The organism is Pedococcus sp. 2YAF34 (assembly GCF_052114585.1).
Lineage (GTDB): Bacteria > Actinomycetota > Actinomycetes > Actinomycetales > Dermatophilaceae > Pedococcus.
This window is the reverse complement of record NZ_JBFRFA010000041.1, coordinates 14,946-31,984: the sequence shown is the minus strand read 5'-3', so window position 1 is coordinate 31,984 and position 17,039 is coordinate 14,946. Positions and strand designations below refer to the sequence as shown.

General features: G+C 73.2%; 20 protein-coding genes. 9 read left to right on the top strand and 11 right to left on the bottom strand.

Annotated elements, in window-relative coordinates:
• Positions 1–49 precede the first annotated feature (49 nt).
• Positions 50–250, bottom strand: a complete 201-nt coding sequence (locus AB4Z02_RS16770) for a helix-turn-helix domain-containing protein (RefSeq protein WP_056915613.1) — start codon at positions 248–250, stop codon at positions 50–52.
• Between the two features lie 162 nt (positions 251–412).
• A complete protein-coding gene (locus AB4Z02_RS16765) occupies positions 413–1,609 on the bottom strand; it encodes an acetoin utilization protein AcuC (protein ID WP_056882107.1) in 1,197 nt (398 codons plus the stop codon).
• A 108-nt stretch (positions 1,610–1,717) separates the two neighbouring features.
• Between AB4Z02_RS16765 and AB4Z02_RS16760 the strand changes: the two genes are divergently transcribed.
• On the top strand, positions 1,718–2,383 hold the full coding sequence (locus AB4Z02_RS16760) for a potassium channel family protein (RefSeq protein WP_056882106.1): 666 nt from the start codon (positions 1,718–1,720) through the stop codon (positions 2,381–2,383).
• Between the two features lie 9 nt (positions 2,384–2,392).
• On the opposite strand, the gene AB4Z02_RS16755 is transcribed toward AB4Z02_RS16760, so the two are convergent.
• The 9 genes from AB4Z02_RS16755 to AB4Z02_RS16715 all read right to left on the bottom strand — a co-directional run bounded on the left by AB4Z02_RS16755 (position 2,393) and on the right by AB4Z02_RS16715 (position 9,483).
• The gene (locus AB4Z02_RS16755) at positions 2,393–2,917 is read right to left on the bottom strand and encodes a GNAT family N-acetyltransferase (protein WP_056882233.1); all 525 of its coding nucleotides are present in this window, start codon (positions 2,915–2,917) and stop codon (positions 2,393–2,395) included.
• 55 nt (positions 2,918–2,972) lie between these two features.
• Complete coding sequence (locus tag AB4Z02_RS16750) at positions 2,973–3,518, bottom strand: GNAT family N-acetyltransferase (RefSeq protein ID WP_082589941.1); 546 nt, start codon at positions 3,516–3,518, stop codon at positions 2,973–2,975.
• Positions 3,511–4,317: a pyrroline-5-carboxylate reductase gene (proC, locus tag AB4Z02_RS16745; RefSeq protein ID WP_056882104.1), complete on the bottom strand. Its 807-nt coding sequence runs from the start codon at positions 4,315–4,317 to the stop codon at positions 3,511–3,513. Before proC ends, AB4Z02_RS16750 begins: the two co-directional genes overlap by 8 nt.
• A gap of 37 nt (positions 4,318–4,354) precedes the next feature.
• On the bottom strand, positions 4,355–5,305 hold the full coding sequence (locus tag AB4Z02_RS16740) for a proline dehydrogenase family protein (RefSeq protein WP_200949167.1): 951 nt from the start codon (positions 5,303–5,305) through the stop codon (positions 4,355–4,357).
• A gap of 85 nt (positions 5,306–5,390) precedes the next feature.
• The gene (locus AB4Z02_RS16735) at positions 5,391–6,125 is read right to left on the bottom strand and encodes an ABC transporter permease (protein WP_441972371.1); all 735 of its coding nucleotides are present in this window, start codon (positions 6,123–6,125) and stop codon (positions 5,391–5,393) included.
• A complete protein-coding gene (locus AB4Z02_RS16730; protein ID WP_056882102.1) occupies positions 6,122–6,847 on the bottom strand; it encodes an ABC transporter ATP-binding protein in 726 nt (241 codons plus the stop codon). Before AB4Z02_RS16730 ends, AB4Z02_RS16735 begins: the two co-directional genes overlap by 4 nt.
• Before the next feature lie 46 nt (positions 6,848–6,893).
• Positions 6,894–7,526, bottom strand: coding sequence for a TetR/AcrR family transcriptional regulator (locus AB4Z02_RS16725; RefSeq protein ID WP_441972369.1), 633 nt, complete (start codon positions 7,524–7,526; stop codon positions 6,894–6,896).
• The gene (locus tag AB4Z02_RS16720; protein WP_441972367.1) at positions 7,523–8,350 is read right to left on the bottom strand and encodes a sugar phosphate isomerase/epimerase family protein; all 828 of its coding nucleotides are present in this window, start codon (positions 8,348–8,350) and stop codon (positions 7,523–7,525) included. Before AB4Z02_RS16720 ends, AB4Z02_RS16725 begins: the two co-directional genes overlap by 4 nt.
• 206 nt (positions 8,351–8,556) lie before the next feature.
• Positions 8,557–9,483 (bottom strand): Ppx/GppA phosphatase family protein, encoded by a 927-nt coding sequence (locus AB4Z02_RS16715; RefSeq protein ID WP_056882099.1) that lies wholly within the window; start codon positions 9,481–9,483, stop codon positions 8,557–8,559.
• Positions 9,484–9,562: 79 nt separating this feature from the next.
• Here AB4Z02_RS16715 and AB4Z02_RS16710 point away from each other — a divergent pair, with 79 nt between their 5' ends.
• The 8 genes from AB4Z02_RS16710 to AB4Z02_RS16675 all read left to right on the top strand — a co-directional run bounded on the left by AB4Z02_RS16710 (position 9,563) and on the right by AB4Z02_RS16675 (position 17,031).
• Entirely contained in the window at positions 9,563–10,099 is a 537-nt protein-coding gene (locus tag AB4Z02_RS16710; RefSeq protein ID WP_056882098.1) for a hypothetical protein, read from the top strand.
• Between the two features lie 9 nt (positions 10,100–10,108).
• Positions 10,109–10,909 carry a hypothetical protein gene (locus tag AB4Z02_RS16705; protein ID WP_056882097.1) on the top strand — a complete coding sequence of 267 codons (801 nt, stop codon included), beginning with the start codon at positions 10,109–10,111 and terminating at the stop codon, positions 10,907–10,909.
• Positions 10,906–11,616 (top strand): class I SAM-dependent methyltransferase, encoded by a 711-nt coding sequence (locus AB4Z02_RS16700; protein WP_441972365.1) that lies wholly within the window; start codon positions 10,906–10,908, stop codon positions 11,614–11,616. Before AB4Z02_RS16705 ends, AB4Z02_RS16700 begins: the two co-directional genes overlap by 4 nt.
• 43 nt (positions 11,617–11,659) lie before the next feature.
• Positions 11,660–12,091 carry an SRPBCC family protein gene (locus tag AB4Z02_RS16695; RefSeq protein WP_056882095.1) on the top strand — a complete coding sequence of 144 codons (432 nt, stop codon included), beginning with the start codon at positions 11,660–11,662 and terminating at the stop codon, positions 12,089–12,091.
• A 78-nt stretch (positions 12,092–12,169) separates the two neighbouring features.
• Positions 12,170–13,555, top strand: a complete 1,386-nt coding sequence (gene radA, locus AB4Z02_RS16690; RefSeq protein ID WP_441972363.1) for a DNA repair protein RadA — start codon at positions 12,170–12,172, stop codon at positions 13,553–13,555.
• Between the two features lie 44 nt (positions 13,556–13,599).
• Positions 13,600–14,676 (top strand): DNA integrity scanning diadenylate cyclase DisA, encoded by a 1,077-nt coding sequence (gene disA / locus AB4Z02_RS16685; RefSeq protein ID WP_056882093.1) that lies wholly within the window; start codon positions 13,600–13,602, stop codon positions 14,674–14,676.
• A complete protein-coding gene (locus AB4Z02_RS16680; protein WP_441972360.1) occupies positions 14,673–15,575 on the top strand; it encodes an A/G-specific adenine glycosylase in 903 nt (300 codons plus the stop codon). The genes disA and AB4Z02_RS16680 overlap by 4 nt, the downstream gene beginning before the upstream one ends.
• Position 15,576: 1 nt before the next feature.
• Complete coding sequence (locus tag AB4Z02_RS16675; protein WP_441972359.1) at positions 15,577–17,031, top strand: MFS transporter; 1,455 nt, start codon at positions 15,577–15,579, stop codon at positions 17,029–17,031.
• The last annotated feature ends 8 nt before the right edge of the window (positions 17,032–17,039 follow it).

Genomic DNA, 17,039 nt, shown 5'->3' with positions numbered 1-17,039 from the left:
GGCCGGGACACCAGTCCCGGCCCGCCCCTTCGTCGTCGTGCTCAGCAGATCATGCAGTGTCGACGTACGACGTGCGCAGGTACTTGTGCACGGCGTCCTCCGGGACCCGGAAGGACCGGCCGACGCGGATGGCGGGAAGCTCTCCTGCGTGCACCATGCGGTACACCGTCATCTTCGACACGCGCATGATCGAGGCCACCTCGGCAACGGTCAGGAACCGCACCTCGGCGAGCTGTCGCTCGTTGGACATGTCCACCTCGATCTTCTGCACGCGCGCATCGCCGGCTTCCCCTCCGGCGGACTCCTACGCTCGTGCATGAGGAACTGTAGGGGCAGATGTGACTCATGGGGAAGTCAATGGGAAAACTTCCTCGGCCATGTCCAGTCGACACGCCGCAACGGGTCGGATTTGTCAGTCGAACCAGGGGTCGAGGCCGTGCAGCGGGAACACCGCCTGGCGGGTCGCCATGATGGCGCGGTCGACCTCGCTGTGCGGGTTGTAGCCCATGTCCCAGGGCTGGTGCCAGATCGGTCCCTCGGCGGGGTCACGGTCCCCCATGCGGCGCGGGCCGACCCGGCCGAGCAGCGTCTCGACGTGGTCGAGCCACTCCTCCGGCACCGGCTCGGTGAGCGCGACCGGCTGGTGAGCAGCGATGGCGGTGAGGTGCGTCCAGGTGCGGGGCACGACATCGACGACCTCGTAGCCGCCGCCGCCCAGGGCGACCCAGCGGCCCTCGCAGACCTCGTGGGAGAGCCGGTGCAGCGCCTCGGCTGCAGCCCGCTGCGCGTCGACCGACAGGGCGAGGTGGGCCAACGGGTCCTGCGCGTGGGTGTCACAGCCGTGCTGGGTCACCAGCACGTCGGGCTTGAACGAGCGCACCAGCGGCAGCGCGGTGGCGTGGAGCGCGCGCAGCCAGGCGGAGTCGCCCGTACCCGGTGGCAGGGCGACGTTGACGGCCTCGCCCTCCGCAGACGGGCCGCCGATCTCCCCGGCGAAACCGGTGCCGGGGAAGAGCGCTCGCCCCGACTCGTGCAACGAGATGGTCAGGACCCGCGGGTCGTCCCAGAAGACCCGCTCCACCCCGTCGCCGTGGTGGACGTCGACGTCGACGTAGGCCACCCGCTTGGCGCCGTGGTCGAGCAGCCACTGGATGCCGACGGCGATGTCGTTGTAGATGCAGAAGCCGGAGGCGTTGCCGGGCATCGCGTGGTGCAGCCCGCCGCAGAAGTTGACGCCGTGCGCGGCCCGCCCCTCCCACACGTCGGCGCACACCGTGCGCGTGCCCTCGACGACCCGGGCGCTCGACTCGTGCATGCCCGCGAACGCCGGGTCGTCCTCGGTCCCGATCCCGCGGGAGCCGTCGGCAGAGCCCGGGTCCTCGGAGGCCGCGCGCACCGCAGCCACGTAGGCCGGCTCGTGCACGGTCTCGAGCACCGCGTCGTCGGGCACCTCGGGCGAGAAGACCTCGACCCCGTCCGCGTCGAACACCCCCAGCGCCTCGCACAGCCGCGCGGTCAGGTCCAGCCGGACCGGGCTCATCGGGTGGCCCGGCCCGAAGTCGTAGGCGGTGAAGCCTGGGTCCCAGACCACCCGCACCTGTGAGGGCATGGCGGGAACGCTACCGGGGCCGGCACCCCAGCGGACAGGACGGTCCCACCAGCAGGGACGCGGTAGCGTGGCGCCCTCACGTCGACGACGCCGCGGAGGGCTGCTCAGGTGGGTAAGAAGCTGTACGACGACGACGTGCTCGTCATCGGGTTGGGCCGGTTCGGCGGGGCCGTCGCCATCGAGCTCCAGCGCCTCGGCCACCACGTCGTCGCCGTCGAGCGCGACCACGAGCTGGCCGAGACCTTCCTCGGGAAGGTGGCCAAGATCGTCCAGGCCGACGCCAGCCAGCCCGCGGCGTTCGGCAACCTCAAGGCCCGCAGCTTCAAGCTGGCGGTCGTCGGCATCGGGTCCTCGGTCGAGGCGTCGGTGCTCTGCGCGATGAACCTCGTCGACGCCGGCATACCGACCATCTGGGCCAAGGCACTGACTCCCGAGCACGCGCGCATCCTCGAGCGGATCGGGGTCCACCACGTCATCTCGCCCGAGGCGGACAGCGGCCGGCGGGTGGCTCACCTGCTCAACGGCAAGCTCATGGACTACATCGAGTTCGACGACGGCTTCGCCATCGTCAAGATGAAGCCGCCGCAGGAGGCGATCGGGTTCACGTTGGCGCAGAGCCAGATCCGCAGCAAGTACGGCGTCACGGTGGTCGGCGTGAAGTCCCCCGGCGACGACTTCACCTACGCCCTCCCGGAGACCAAGGTGACCGCGCACGACACCCTCATCGTCAGCGGCCCCACCGACCTGCTCGACCGCCTCGCCTCACGTCCGTAGCCGCGGGGCTCAGAGGGCAGGGGTCCCGCGGTCCTCCCCGAGCGGCAGGACCATGGCGATCTCGTCCTCGGGCTCGTCGCCGTTCCGCACGCGCATCGGGCGCCGGCTGTCGGTGGGCCGGAACCCGAACCCGCTCGCGAAGGCCACGGCCCGCCCGTTGTCGGAACCCACCCAGTACGCGAGGTGGCTGCGTCCCTGCGCCCGGGCGACGTCCGCACCGGCCTGCACCAGCTGGGTGGCGACGCCGGTGCCACGCGCGGTCGGGGCGACCCAGAGGCCGAAGAGCTCGGCGACCTTGTCGTTGCCCTCCTGGGCCTGGCCGACGCTGGCCACGCCCACGGACTCACCCTCGACCTCGGCGAGCAGCCGCTGCGAGCGGCGCATGCGGGCACGCCAGAAGTCCTCGTCGTAGGCCCGTTCCTCGTCCGCGGTCGCGACGAAGGCCTCGGGTGACTCCTCCAGGGCGCTCAGGCGAGCCGTCCGGTACTGCTCCCACTCGTCCTCGTCCAGCCGACGCACGGTGATGTCGCTCATGCGGAACACTCTCGCACGCGCAGGGGCACCGGGGTCAGATGGGTTTTCCCAGAGTTCACCAAGAGCCCGCTGGGAGCTCGCTGACAGCCAGGGCCATCTCGAGCTCGGTGATGGAGGGGTCGTGGGGCATCACGCCGGTGCGCCCGGTGGGCCGGAAACCCATGCGCTCGTAGAGAGCCAGTGCCGCCGTGTTCTCGTGCGCCACCTCCAGGACCACGCGCTCGAGCCGGTCGGCCGCTGCAGCCTCGACCACCGTGCGCACCAGCCGCTCGCCGACGCCCTGCCCGCGGGCGGAGGGGTCGACCCACATGCCGACGAGCACGCACTCGTCCTCGGGCTGGTCGGGCACCCGGAAGGAGCCGACCGAGCCGACGGCCCGACCGTCCAGCAGGGCCAGCCAGGTGCGTGACCGGCCGACCAGCTGCTGCCACTCCTCGTCGGGACGGGCGGACGCCTCGGCGTGGGTGGTCCAGAACGCCCGGGGCGCGGCCTCCAGCATCGCCAGCCGCACGTCGCGGTAGGTGCGCCAGTTCGAGCCGTCGACGCGGACGACCTCCAGCCCGGTGCCGGACCCGCGCGCGCCGGGCGACACGTCACTCATGGCCGGAAGCCAGCTCGTGCGAGCGGTTGGCGGCCGCCTCCATGGCGGTGATGAACGCAGCCCGCACCTTGTGGTCGTCGAGCTGGCGCAGCGCGGCTGCCGTCGTCCCGCCCGGGGAGGTGACCTGCTCACGCAGCACCGTCGGGTGCTGCCCCGTCTCGCGCATCATCGTGGCGGCCCCGAACAGCGTCTGCACCACGAGCTCGGTGGCGGTGGGCCGGGGCAGGCCGAGCACGACGCCGGCCTCGATCATGGCCTCCACGACGTAGAAGATGTAGGCGGGGCCGGAGCCGCTGATCGCGGTGACCGCGTCCTGGTGCTTCTCGGCGACCTGCACGACGCGGCCGCACGAGCGCAGCAGCTCGGACGCCTCCTCGGTGTGGGCGGCGTCGGCGCTGCGGCCGGGGCTGACCGCCGCCATGCCCTGGTCGACCAGGGCCGGGGTGTTGGGCATGACCCGCACGACGGCGACGCCCTGCGGCAGCCGCGCCTCGAGCCACGCGGTCGGGATGCCGGCGGCGAGGCTGACCACGAGGTTGCCCGGCGAGAGGTGGTCGCTGATCTCCTCGACGAGCAGGGCCATGTCCTGCGGCTTCACCACGAGGACGACGGTGTCGGCCACCTGCGCAGCCTCGACGTTGGACAGGGCGCGCACGCCGTACCGCTGGACGAGGTCGGCGGCGCGATCGGGGCGCCGGGCCGTGACGACGAGGTCGTCGACGCTGCGGCCGGAGCGAACCAGCCCCGACAGCAACGTCTCGCCCATGACACCGGCACCGAGGATCGCGACAGTTCCCATGGGGGGAGTCTGTCAGCCGGTGGCGCCGGCGTGCCGCTCAGTTCTTGGAGGCGAGACCGCGCAGGAAGAACATCGTGTTGGCGGGACGCTCGGCCATGCGGCGCATGAGGTAGCCGTACCACTCCTCGCCGTAGGGGATGTAGACGCGCATCTGGTTGCCGCGGTCGGCGATGCGTTTCTGCTCCTCGGGCCGGATGCCGTAGAGCATCTGGTACTCGTAGCTGCCGGCGTCTCGACCGTGGTGGTCGGCGAGCGCCCCGGCGATCTCGAGCAGCCGGGGGTCGTGGCTGGCGACCATGGGGTAGCCGTCGCCGGCCATCAGGGTCTTCAGGCAGCGCACGTAGCTCTGGTCGACCTCGCCGGAGGACTGGTAGGCGACGGACTCCGGCTCCTTGTAGGCGCCCTTGCACAGGCGGACCCGGCTGCCCTCGTGGGCGAGGTCGCGGCAGTCGGCCTCGCTGCGGCGCAGGTAGGACTGGATGACCGCGCCGACCCACGGGAAGTCCTGGCGCAGCTCGCGCAGCGACTCCAGCGTTGCGTCGGTCGTCGTGTGGTCCTCCATGTCGAGGGTCACCGTCGTGCCGGCGTTGGCCGCGGCCTGGCAGATCTCGCGGGCGTGCTCGAGGGCGATCTTGTGGCCGTCGCCGGGGAGGTACTGGCCGAGCGCCGAGAGCTTGAGGCTCACCTCACCCATGCCGTGCTGCGACAGGTCGGCGTCGGCGAGCGCCGCCAGCAGCTCGAGGTAGTGGTCGCGGGTGCGGATCGCCTGGGTGAGGTCGGTGGTGTCCTCGCCGAGGTAGTCGATCGTCGCGAGCCGGTTGGTGGCACGCAGCTCGGCCGTCGCGGCGACGGCGTCCGCCGTGCGGTCCCCGGGCACGAAGCGCCGGACGACGCCGCGGCTCACCGGCGCCTTCTCGACCGCCTGCCGGACCGTCCCGCTCTTGGAGAGCTGGAGCAGGGAGTTGCGCAGCAGGTCACTGGCGTCCACAGGGGTCCTTCCGACGTCGAGGGGTGGCCATCCGAGGCCGCCCCCAAGGCTAACGTCAGCGCGCAGGTGTCCCGCACCAGCGCCGTCAGGGGGTGCGGCGCCGCAGGGTCAGGCTCCCGAGCACCAGGGAGGCGACCACCCAGACGAGGATGACGACAGCGTCCCCGAGCACGTCGCTGCCCGGTGCGGGGCTGGTGGTCACCGCCTTCATGGCGTCGACGGCATACGACAGCGGCAGCACGTCCGAGACCGGGTGCAGGACGTCGGGGAGCCGGTCACGGGCCACGAGCAGCCCGCAGAGGAGGAACTGCGGCAGCACGAAGGCCGGCATGAACTGCACCGCCTGGAACTCGGTCCGGGCGAAGCCGCTCGCGAGCAGGCCCAGCGCCGAGCCGAGGAGGGCGTCGAGGACGGCGACGACGACCAGCTGCCAGAGCGGCCCGGCGACGTCGAGGCCGCAGACCCAGACGGCGAACGCGGTGGCCACCAGCGCCTGCAGCACGGCCATGACCCCGAACGCGATCGCGTAGCCGAGCATGAAGTCGCCCTTGCCCATCGGGGTGGTGAGCAGCCGCTCGAGCGTCCCCGAGGTGCGTTCGCGCAGCGTCGCCACGCTGGTGACGATGAACATGACGACGAACGGGAAGACGCCGAGCAGGGGCGCGCCCAGGGCGTCGAACACCGGGGTGTCCTGGAAGATCCAGGCCAGCAGGCCGATGAGCACGCAGGGCACCACGAGCATCAGCCCGATGGTGCGGTGGTCGGCGCGCAGCTGGGCCAGCACCCGGCCGGCCGTGACGAGGGTGCGGTGGACGTTCACCGGGCTGCCTCCTCGGCACGGTCGATGAGGGCGAGGAAGGCGCCTTCGGCGTCGGTGGTCCCGGTGCGCTCGAGGAGGTCCGGCAGCGTCGCATCAGCCAGGACCCGCCCCTCCCTCAGCAGCAGCAGCCGGTCGCAGCGGGCGGCCTCGTCCATCACGTGGCTCGATACGAGCAACGAACGACCCTGCGCCGCAAGGCGGTTGAAGAGCCCCCACAGGTCGCGGCGGAGGACGGGGTCGAGCCCGACGGTGGGCTCGTCGAGGACGAGGAGCTCGGGGTCGCCGACGAGCGCGGCGGCGAGCGAGACCCTCGACCGCTGGCCGCCCGAGAGCCGGCCGACCAGGGCGTCCGCGTGGTCGGTGAGGTCGACGGCGGCGATGGCGTCGTCGGCCGAGGACCGCGGCGCGTCGAGCATCGCGGCGAAGTAGCGCACGTTGGCGCGCACGGACAGGTCGTCGTAGACGCTCGGGTCCTGCGTGACGTAGCCGACCCGGTGCCGCAGGTCGGGTGAGCCGGCCGGCTCCCCCAGGACCCGGACGGTGCCTCCGGCCACGACCTGCACCCCGACGACGGCGCGGATCAGCGTCGACTTGCCGCTGCCGCTGGGCCCGAGCAGCCCCACGACCTGGCCGGCGGGCACGACCACGGAGAGGTCTGGCAGGACGGTGCGCCCGCCGCGCTCGACCGTGAGCCCCTCGACCTCGATGACGTTATTCATCATGCGATGAATAGTAGACCCGGGCGAGGGTCCGGACAAGGGTCGGTGGTCAGTCGTCCGGCGCCAGGTAGCCCTGCAGCGTGGGCCCCAGCATCGCCGCGAGCTCGTCGTGGCTGGCCCCGACCACGGCGGGCAGCTCGACGATGTAGCGCATCACGGCCAGCCCGATCATCTGCGAGGCCGCCAACCCCGCCCTCAGCTCGAGCTCGCGGGCGGCGGCGACCTTGCTGCGTCCCGCGGCCTCGCTGCGCCCGGCGGCCGGCGCCAGCTCCCGCATCACCCGGCCGAAGACCTCGCGGGTGAGGAACTCCCGCAGCATCAGGGTGGCCTCGTCGTGGGTCACCGCCGACCGCAGCAGCGCCTGGAACCGCTGCCGGCCCTCCTCGGAGTCCCAGACCGACAGGAACGTGCGCACCAGGGCCTCCCCGACCCGCTCGCGCGGCCCGTGCACGATGGCGCCGATCAGCACGGCCGGGTCGGCAGGGATGTCGAGCACCGCCGCGAAGAGCTTGGCCTTGCCGCCGAAGTAGTGGTGCACGAGGGCGGGGTCCACCTCGGCACGGCGCGCGATGCCCCGCACGGACGTCGCGTCGTACCCCTGCTCGGCGAAGTCGGCGCGCGCTGCGGTGAGGATGGCGGCACGGGTGTCGACGCCCCCGGGCCGCCGCCCGCGCGGGCTCACTGGACCCCGCCGACGGCGGGGGCCGCCGCCGTCGCCAGGTGGAGGCGGGCGAACGCGAGCGCCTCCGCGAGGTCGAGCTCCCGCTCCTCCGCACCCAGCTTGCGGGTGCCCACCTCGACGACGACCGGCCCGGCATACCCCTGCGTCGCCAGCATCTCGAGGAACTCCGCGCACGGCTGGAGCCCACGACCGGGTACGAGGTGCTCGTCCTTGACCGAGCCGAGGCCGTCGGCGAGGTGCACGTGCGCCAGCCGCCCGCCCAGCACGCGCGCCATCTCCATCGCGTCCGAGCCGGCGGTGGCGGTGTGGGACAGGTCGAGGGTGACGTTGTCGTAGGCCTGCGGCACGGGGTCCCAGTGGGGCAGGTAGGCCTCGAAGTCACGCTGCCGGGCCCGCCACGGGAACATGTTCTCCACGGCGAGGGCGATGCCGGTCTCGTGCTCGCGCAGCGCCACGCCCTCGACGAAGTCCCGGGCGTACTCCTTCTGCCACCGGAACGGCGGGTGCAGGACGACCGTGGACGCGCCGACCTCCTGGGCGAGCTCGATCGACTTGTCCACCTTGGTCCACGGGTCGGGCCCCCACACCCGCTGGGTCAGCAGCAGCGTCGGCGCGTGGATCGACACGATCGGCAGCCCGTGCAGGCCGCTCAGGGCAGAGAGCGCGCCGGCCTCCTGCGTCACCGGGTCGGTCCAGACCATGACCTCGACGCCGTCGTAGCCGAGCCGGGCCGCAGTCGCGAACGCAGCCGCGCAGTTCTCGGGGTAGACCGAGGCGGTCGACAGTGCCACCGAGGCACCGGGAACCGAGACCGCCGAGGGCATGCGACGAGCCTACCCACGGCCGCTGGGAGCGCCCGCCGGGACGGTGTGCCGGCCCGTCCCGCACGCCGCCTGGCGCCCGCGCCGAAGTCCCAGACCTCGGGCCGGGGGGCGTGGCCCTCAGCCGAAGTCCGGGACTTCGGGCGGCGGTCTGGGGCGGAGTTGAGCGAGCGATGGCGGTAGGGGGCCGCCGGCGCGGGGCGCCGGGGTCAGCGCAGGGTGTCGAGCCGGTCGAGGATGACGCCCTCGCGCAGCGCCCAAGGGCAGATGTCGAGGCGTTCGAGGTCGAGCAGGTCCATGGCCGCCTCGGCGACCATGGCGCCGGCCAGCAGCTGGCGCGACCGGCCCACGGACACCCCCGGGAGTTCCGCGCGGCGGGCGGCCGACAGCGTCGCGAGCCGGCCCACCAGGTCGGCGAGGGCCGCGCGCTCGAGGTGGCGCGCCGCGTACGGGCCCTCGCTGCTCGGGGCGGCGCCGGTGAGGCGCGCGAGGGAGCGCATCGTCTTGGACGTGCCCACCGCCCGGTCGGGGGGTCCGGCCTTGGCCAGGGGACGCAGCTCGCTGGCGAGCCGCACGCGGATGGCGCGACGAGCCTCCCGGACCACCTCGGCGGACGGCGGGTCCCCGGGCAGCAGGTCGCGGGTGAGGCGGCCGGCACCCAGCGGGAGGCTCACCGCGGCGTCCGGCTCCTCGTCCATGCCCGCCGCGAGCTCGAGCGAACCGCCCCCGATGTCGACGACGAGCAAGGTCCCGCTCGACCAGCCGAACCACCGCCGGGCCGCCAGGAAGGTCAGCCGCGCCTCGTCCTCGCCGGTGAGCACCTGCAGCGCCAGCCCGGTCCCCTCGTGCACCCGCTCCAGCACCTCGTCGCCGTTCGGCGCCTCGCGCACCGCGCTGGTCACGAACGCCATGACCTCCTCGACGCCCTGGTCCTCGGCCACGGTCAGGCACTCGGCGATGAAACCCGCGAGCGCCCTCTCGCCGGAGGAGGAGATGAGGCCCTCGTCGGTCACGTGCTCGGAGAGGCGCAGCTCGATCTTGTGCGAGGTCGCCGGCAGCGGCTGGGCGCCGCGGTGGGCGTCGACGACGAGCAGGTGGACGGTGTTGCTACCGACGTCGACCACCCCGAGGCGCATGCGCCCACGCTAGTGGTCGCTGCCCCGCACACCGGGTCTCGTCGCGCAGGACGGTGCAGACCGGGACAGACTGGGGTGCATGCCGACTGCTCCGACCCAGCCCCGGCTCGCCGAACGACCGCCTCCGCGGCCGTCCCGGCCCAGGTGGCCGCTGACCGCTGGCGTCGTCCTGCTCGGGTGGTGCCTGCTGGCGTGGACGGTCTTCGGTGCAGGCATCAACACCGCCCCGTTCTTCGGTGACATCCCGTCCCGCAGCCAGTACGTCGAGTCGGGGATGGCCTGCCTGACCGCCCTGCTGCCGGTGGCCCTGCTCCTGCTGATCGGGCGGCTGGCCGGCTCCCGCTGGGGGCTGCTGCTCCTGGCCGTGCCAGCGGTGCTGCTCGTGCCGCTGGGCCTCGAGATGCTGTCGAAGCCGGGCGACCCGACCGACCCCTCGGCCGGGCGGGCGGTGGGCGCCTCGGACGTGTTCGCCGACCTCACCCGGCCCAGCTGGGCGTCCGCCGTGGTGCTGTTCGTCGTCCTCGGGGCGGTGCTCGTCGCCCGGCGCCGCCGCGCGCGGGCCCTGCCCTCCGGTGGCGCGCGGGCCCTCCCCTCCGGTGGGGGCACCACGCCGTAGGGTTGCGGCGTGCCAGAAACCCCGCTCGACACCCCCCGCCTCTGGGTGGAGTTCACCGACCCGGCCGACACCGGCCAGCGGTTCCGGGTGGACCTCACCTGGCTGACGTCGAGCTGGACGTGCATCTTCGGCAACGGCTGCCAGGGCATCTACGCCGACCGGCCCGACGACGGCTGCTGCACCCTCGGCGCGCACTTCACCGATGACGACGACGTCAAGCGGGTCAAGAAGGTCGTCAAGGAGCTCGGCGAGGACGAGTGGCAGCTCCACCCCGGGTCGACCAAGCTCTCGGCCTGGACCGAGCCCGAGGACGACGCCATCAAGACCAAGGTCGTCGACGGCGCGTGCATCTTCCTCAACCGCCCCGGCTTCCCGGCCGGCGCCGGCTGCGCGTTGCACCAGCACGCCGTGCTGCACGGCAAGGAGCCCCACACGGTGAAGCCCGACGTGTGCTGGCAGCTGCCCATCCGGCGCACCTACCGCACGGTCGAGCTGCCCGACGGCTCGTCCTGGCAGGAGGTGACCATCACGGAGTACGACCGGCGCGGCTGGGGCCCCGGCGGTCACGACCTCGACTGGTACTGCTCGGGCAACCCTGAGGCACACGTCGGCCGTGAGCCCGTCTTCCGCAGCAACCGCGGTGAGCTCGTCGAGCTCATGGGCGAGGACGCGTACGCCGAGCTCGCCGTGCGCTGCGAGGCCCACCTGGCGAGCGTGAAGGCTGCGCGGAACGCCTACTCCCGCAAGATGCTTCCCCTCATGGTGCACCCGGCGACGCTGGCCGCGCAGGAGGGTCGCCGGCGCCAGTGAGCGAGCCGACAGGCCCCCAGCACCCGCCGACGCGGAGCCCGAACATCTGGGACTCCCCCGACGTCTACGAGGTCGAGAACCTCGGCGCCGACCCCGACGGCGTCATCGAGGCGGCCATGGCACGGCTGCACCCCTTCGAGGGAGCTGACCTGCTCGACGTGGGGTGCGGCACCGGGTTCCACCTGCCGCGCTTCGTCGAGCTGGGCTGCACCGGCGTGGTCGGCGTCGAGCCCCACCCGCCGCTGCTCGCCGTGGCCCGCGAGCGCACCGCCGGTATGCAGCGGGTGCGCGTCGAGGAGGGGGTCGCCCAGTCGCTGCCCCTCGGGGACCACTCCGTCGACGTCGCCCATGCGCGCTGGGCCTACTTCTTCGGGGCCGGGAGCGAGCCGGGGCTGCGTGAGCTCGAGCGGGTGGTGCGGCCGGGCGGGACGGCGTTCGTGATCGACAACGACGCCACGCGCTCGACCTTCGGGCGCTGGTTCGCCCGGGCCAACCCGTCCTACGACCCCCTGGCGGTCGAGCGGTTCTGGGCACGGCAGGGCTGGTCCCGCGAGGCGCTGACCATCCGCTGGGACTTCGCCCGGCGCGAGGACCTCGAGGCGGTCGTGCGCATCGAGTTCCCCGACACGGCGGCCGAGGGCATCCTCGCCGAGCACGAGGGCACCGGCGTCGACTACGCCGTCAACCTGTGGTGGCGCCGCTTCTGACTCCGGCGCAGGATGTGGGGCACCGCAACCAACGGAGGTTCGCATGACTGGACAGATCGCCAGGGCGCAGGTCGAGGTCGACGCCGACCGGCCGCGCGTGTGGGAGGCGCTCACCGACCCCGACCAGGTGGCCCGATACATGATGGGCAGCCGCGTGGAGACCGACTGGGCCGTCGGCAGCCCGATCACCTGGTCCGGTGAGATGGACGGCAAGCCCTACCAGGACAAGGGCGAGGTGCTTCGGGCCGACCCGGGCTGGGTGCTCGAGGTGACCCACTACAGCCCGCTGATGGGCCAGGAGGACCGGCCCGAGAACTACCACACGGTCCGCTACGAGCTGGCCTCGTCCGACGGGGGTGGCACGGTCGTCACCCTCTCCCAGGACGGGTGCGCCGACGAGCAGCAGGCGCAGCAGTTCTCGCAGAGCTGGCAGGGGATGCTCGACGGGATGAAGCAGGTCGTCGAGTCGTCCTGACCGGGTCCGTCCGGGCAGGAGTGCGAGCCCGGGCCCCGCGGGACCTGCCTGTCGGAGCCGCCACGTAGGTTGTCGCCCATGGCAACCAAGACGTCGACCCGGGCGAGCGGCTACCGCTGCAGCGAGTGCGGCTGGACCACCGCCAAGTGGGTCGGGCGCTGCGGCGAGTGCCAGTCGTGGGGCAGCGTGGCCGAGGTCGGCGCGGTCACCGTCCGCACCACCGCGGCCGCCCGGGTCGAGCGCCCCGCGCTGCCCATCGGCGACGTCGACGTCCGCCGGGCCGAGGCGAGGTCCACAGGCGTCGACGAGTTCGACCGGGTCCTGGGCGGTGGCCTCGTGCCGGGCGCCGTGGTCCTCGTGGCCGGCGAGCCCGGCATCGGCAAGTCGACCCTGCTGCTCGACGTGGCCGCGCGCGCGGCCCGTTCCGGCGGCGGCCGCACGGTCCTCTACGTCAGCGGCGAGGAGTCGGCAGCCCAGGTCCGCATGCGCGCCGAGCGCATCGAGGCCATGGCCACGACCCTGTTCCTCGCCTCCGAGACCGACCTGGCGACCGTGCTGGGGCAGATCGCGACGATCGAGCCCGACCTCGTGGTCGTCGACTCGGTCCAGACCATCTCCAGCGGCGACATCGAGGGCTCCGCCGGCAACGTCAGCCAGGTGCGCGAGGTCGCCGCCTCGGTGATCCAGGTCGCCAAGTCGCGAGGCATCGCCACCCTGCTGGTCGGGCACGTCACCAAGGACGGCTCGATCGCCGGACCGCGGGTGCTCGAGCACCTGGTCGACGTCGTCGTGCAGTTCGAGGGCGACCGGCACTCCCAGTTGCGGCTCGTGCGAGCGGTGAAGAACCGCTACGGCCCCACCGACGAGGTGGGCTGCTTCGAGCTGTCGGACGCCGGCATCACGGGACTCGCGGACCCCAGCGGCCTGTTCCTGTCCCGCAGCACCCTGACCGTCCCCGGCACCTGCGTGACGGTCACCCTCGAGGGTCGCCGCCCCCTGATGACCGAGGTGCAGGCCCTGGTCGCCAAGAGCGAGATCCCGACGCCACGGCGCGCCACGAGCGGGCTCGACTCCGCCCGCGTCGCCATGATCATCGCGGTCCTCGCCAAGCGGGCCGGGGCGCCGATCGGCAGCTCCGACGTCTACCTGTCGACCGTCGGCGGGGTGCGGCTCACCGAGCCGGCCTCCGACCTCGCCATCGCCCTGGCCGTCGCGAGCTCGGTGATGGACCGCCCCCTGGTCGAGCGCTCGATCGCCTTCGGCGAGCTCGGGCTCGCGGGCGAGCTGCGGCCGGTCGGCGGCATACCCCGTCGTCTGGCCGAGGCCGCGAGGCTCGGGTTCCGCACCGCGTACGTGCCCGCCGGGGTCCTCACCAAGGGCCAGGTGCCCACTGGAATGCGGGTCGTGGAGTGTGCCGACATCCGCAGCGCGGTGCACTCCGCGCTGCAGCCCGCGCACGGTTAGACTCGCGCCAGACCGGACCGGCGGCACACCAAGGGGACTGACACGTGGATCTTCGCGAGGACGATGCGCTTCGCGCCACCCTCGCCGCAGTGGCGCCGGGCACCGAGCTGAGAGACGGCCTCGAGCGCATCCTGCGCGGCCGCACGGGCGCCCTGATCGTCCTCGGCCATGACCGCACCGTCGAGCAGATCTCGACCGGCGGCTTCCCGCTCGACGTCGAGTTCTCCGCCACCCGGCTGCGCGAGCTCGCCAAGATGGACGGCGCGATCGTGGTCGACCGCGAGGTCACCCGCATCCTGCGCGCCGCGACCCAGCTGCTGCCCGACTCCTCCATCGAGACCAGTGAGTCCGGCACCCGGCACCGCACGGCGGAACGTGTCGCCAAGCAGACCGGGTACCCCGTCGTCTCGGTGAGCCAGTCCATGCGGATCGTCGCGCTCTACGTCGCCGGGCGCCGCCACGTGCTCGAGGACTCCAGCGCCATCCTGTCGCGCGCCAACCAGGCCCTGCAGACGCTCGAGCGCTACAAGTCCAGGCTCGACGAGGTCACCGGCACCCTGTCCGCCCTGGAGATCGAGGACCTCGTCACGGTCCGCGACGTCGCCAGCGTCCTGCAGCGCCTCGAGATGGTCCGGCGGATCCGCGACGAGATCTCCGGCTACGTCGTCGAGCTCGGCGTCGACGGGCGCCTGCTGACCCTGCAGCTCGAGGAGCTCACCGGCGGCCTCGGCAACGACCGCGAGCTCGTCATCCGCGACTACCTGCCGGTCACCCGCGCAGGCCTGCAGCTCCACGAGGCGATGGCCGCCCTGGAGGAGCTGACGTCAACCGAGCTGCTCGACCTCTCGGCCGGCGCCAAGGCAGTCGGCTTCGCCATCGGCGGCGACGCCCTCGACTCGGCCGTCAGCCCCTGCGGTTACCGCCTGCTGAGCAAGGTGCCGCGCCTGCCCGGCGCCATCGTCGACCGGCTCGTCGACCACTTCGGGAGCCTGCAGAAGCTGCTCGCCGCCAACCTCGAGGAGCTCATGGACGTCGAGGGGGTCGGCGAGGGCCGCGCCCGTGCCGTCCGCGAGGGCCTGTCGCGCCTCGCCGAGTCGAGCATCCTCGAACGCTACGTGTGACCAGCCTGGCCGCCCCCGAGCGGCTGCACGAACGGGTGCTGGAGTGGTACTCCACCGCCGCGCGTGACCTGCCGTGGCGCACCGACGAGGCGACGCCCTGGGGCATCTTCGTCTCCGAGGTCATGCTGCAGCAGACGCCCGTTGCCCGTGTCCTGCCCGTCTGGCTGGAGTGGCTGGCGCGCTGGCCCGAGCCGGCCGACCTGGCGGCGCAGCCACCCGGCGACGCCGTCCGTGCCTGGGGCAGGCTCGGCTACCCGCGGCGCGCGCTGCGGCTGCACGCCGCGGCCGTCGCCATCACCGAGCGGTTCGGGGGGATGGTCCCGGGCACCGAGGCCGAGCTCGCGACGCTGCCCGGCGTCGGCACCTACACCGCTGCAGCCGTGTCGACCTTCGCCTTCGGGCAGCGCACGACCGTGGTCGACACCAACGTCCGCCGGGTGCTCGCGAGGGCCGTGGGCGGCGATGCGTATGCCGCGCCGTCGCCCACGCGTGCGGAGCTCAGGGCCGCCGCCGAGCTGGTGCCCCCGGAGCCACCTCGGGCGCGCACCTGGAGCGTCGCCGTGATGGAGCTCGGCGCCCTCGTCTGCACCTCCCGGAGCCCGCGTTGCGGAGCCTGCCCGATCCGGGACCTGTGCGCGTGGCGGCTCGCGGGCAGTCCCGCGCACGAGGGCCCGCCACGGCGCGGGCAGGCGTGGGAGGGCACCGACCGCCAGATGCGCGGGGCCCTGTTGCGGCTGCTGCGCGAGAGCGACGGGCCCGTGTCCCGCGAACAGATCGAGGCGGTGTCCCCGCTCGCCCTGCAACGCGAGCGCTGCCTGGACTCCCTCGTGGCCGACGGCCTCGTCGAGCCCCTGGCCCGCGACTTCTTCCAGCTGCCCGGGGCACGGGAGGCGAGCTGAGATGAGCGCGGGCCCGGGTGTCGGCGGTGGGGAGCACGACGGCACGCACGGCACGGCCCGGCGCGCGGGCACGGTACTGCGCCGTGGCGCCTCGGCCACCGGCCGGGCGATCGGCCACGGCACCGTCGCCGGCGCACGGCTCGCGGGGCGGGGCGGACGCGCCGGAGCCCGCCGAGCCCGTGCCTACACGCACTCCGCCGGAGCCGGAGAGAGCGGCCTCGCGCGCATCATCGAGCTCCACTTCGTCAACCTCGCGGGCGACGCGGCCCTCACCGTCAGCCTCGCCGGCACCATCTTCGCCATCCCCACCGACGAGGCCCGCGGACAGGTGGCGCAGTTCCTCGCCCTGACGATGGCGCCGTTCGCGCTGCTCGCCCCGTTCATCGGTCCGCTGCTCGACCGGTTCCGCCACGGCCGGCGCTGGGCCATCGGCACGACGCTCGCCCTGCGCGCGTTCCTGTGCTGGGTGCTCGCCGGGGCCGTGACCGACGGGTCGGCGTGGCTGTTCCCCGCCGCGCTGGGGTGCCTGGTCGCGTCCAAGGCGTACGGCGTCACCCGCGCCTCCGCGGTGCCGCGCCTCCTGCCACCGGGGTTCAGCCTGGTCAACGCCAACTCGCGCAACGCCCTTGCCGGGGTCGCCGGCATGGCGGTGGGCGGCGGTCTGGCCGGGGCTGCGGCCAGGGTGGGGCCGGAGTGGTCGCTGCGCCTGGCCTTCCTCATCTACGTCGTGGGCACGGTCCTGGCGATCCGGCTGCCGTCGCGGGTGGACTCCAGCAGCGGCGAGCTCGACATCGAGGACACCGGCCCCGTGCCCGTGCCACCTCGCGGCAGCGGCGAGCGCACGAGCCTCGGCCGCCGGCTGCGCTCACGGGTGGCGGCCCTGCCGACCACCGTGCTCGTGGCGCTGTGGAGCGCCGTCGGGGCCAGGCTGCTCACCGGGTTCCTCACGCTGTTCATGGCGTTCCTCATGCGCGAGCACCCGATCCCGGGCCACAGCGGAACGCTCGTGCTGGGGCTCGTCGTCGGCGCAGCCGGTGCAGGCAATGCGCTGGGCACCGTGGTCGGCAACGCCCTGCGTCGGCTGCGCCCGGACGTCATCATCGCGGTCGCCCTCATCGCCGACGTCCTCGCCGCCCTGGCCGCGGCCTTCTTCTACTCGCTGGTGACCCTGCTCGTCCTCGGCCTCGTCGCCGGGCTCGCCGCCCAGCTCATCAAGCTCAGCAGCGACGCGGTCGTGCAGCGCGACATCGAGGAGTCGGTGCGGACGCGGGTGTTCGCGTGGTCCGAGACGGTGCTGCAGATCGCCTGGGTGGTGGGTGGCGGCATCGGCATCGGCCTGCCCCTGGTCCCACAGCTGGGGTTCGGGGTCATCTCGGCCCTGCTGGTGGTCGTGCTGGGCGTCTCGGTCCGCATCCGGATGGTCCGGCCCGGAGCCGCCGCGCCCCACCACCCGTGACGCCCGAC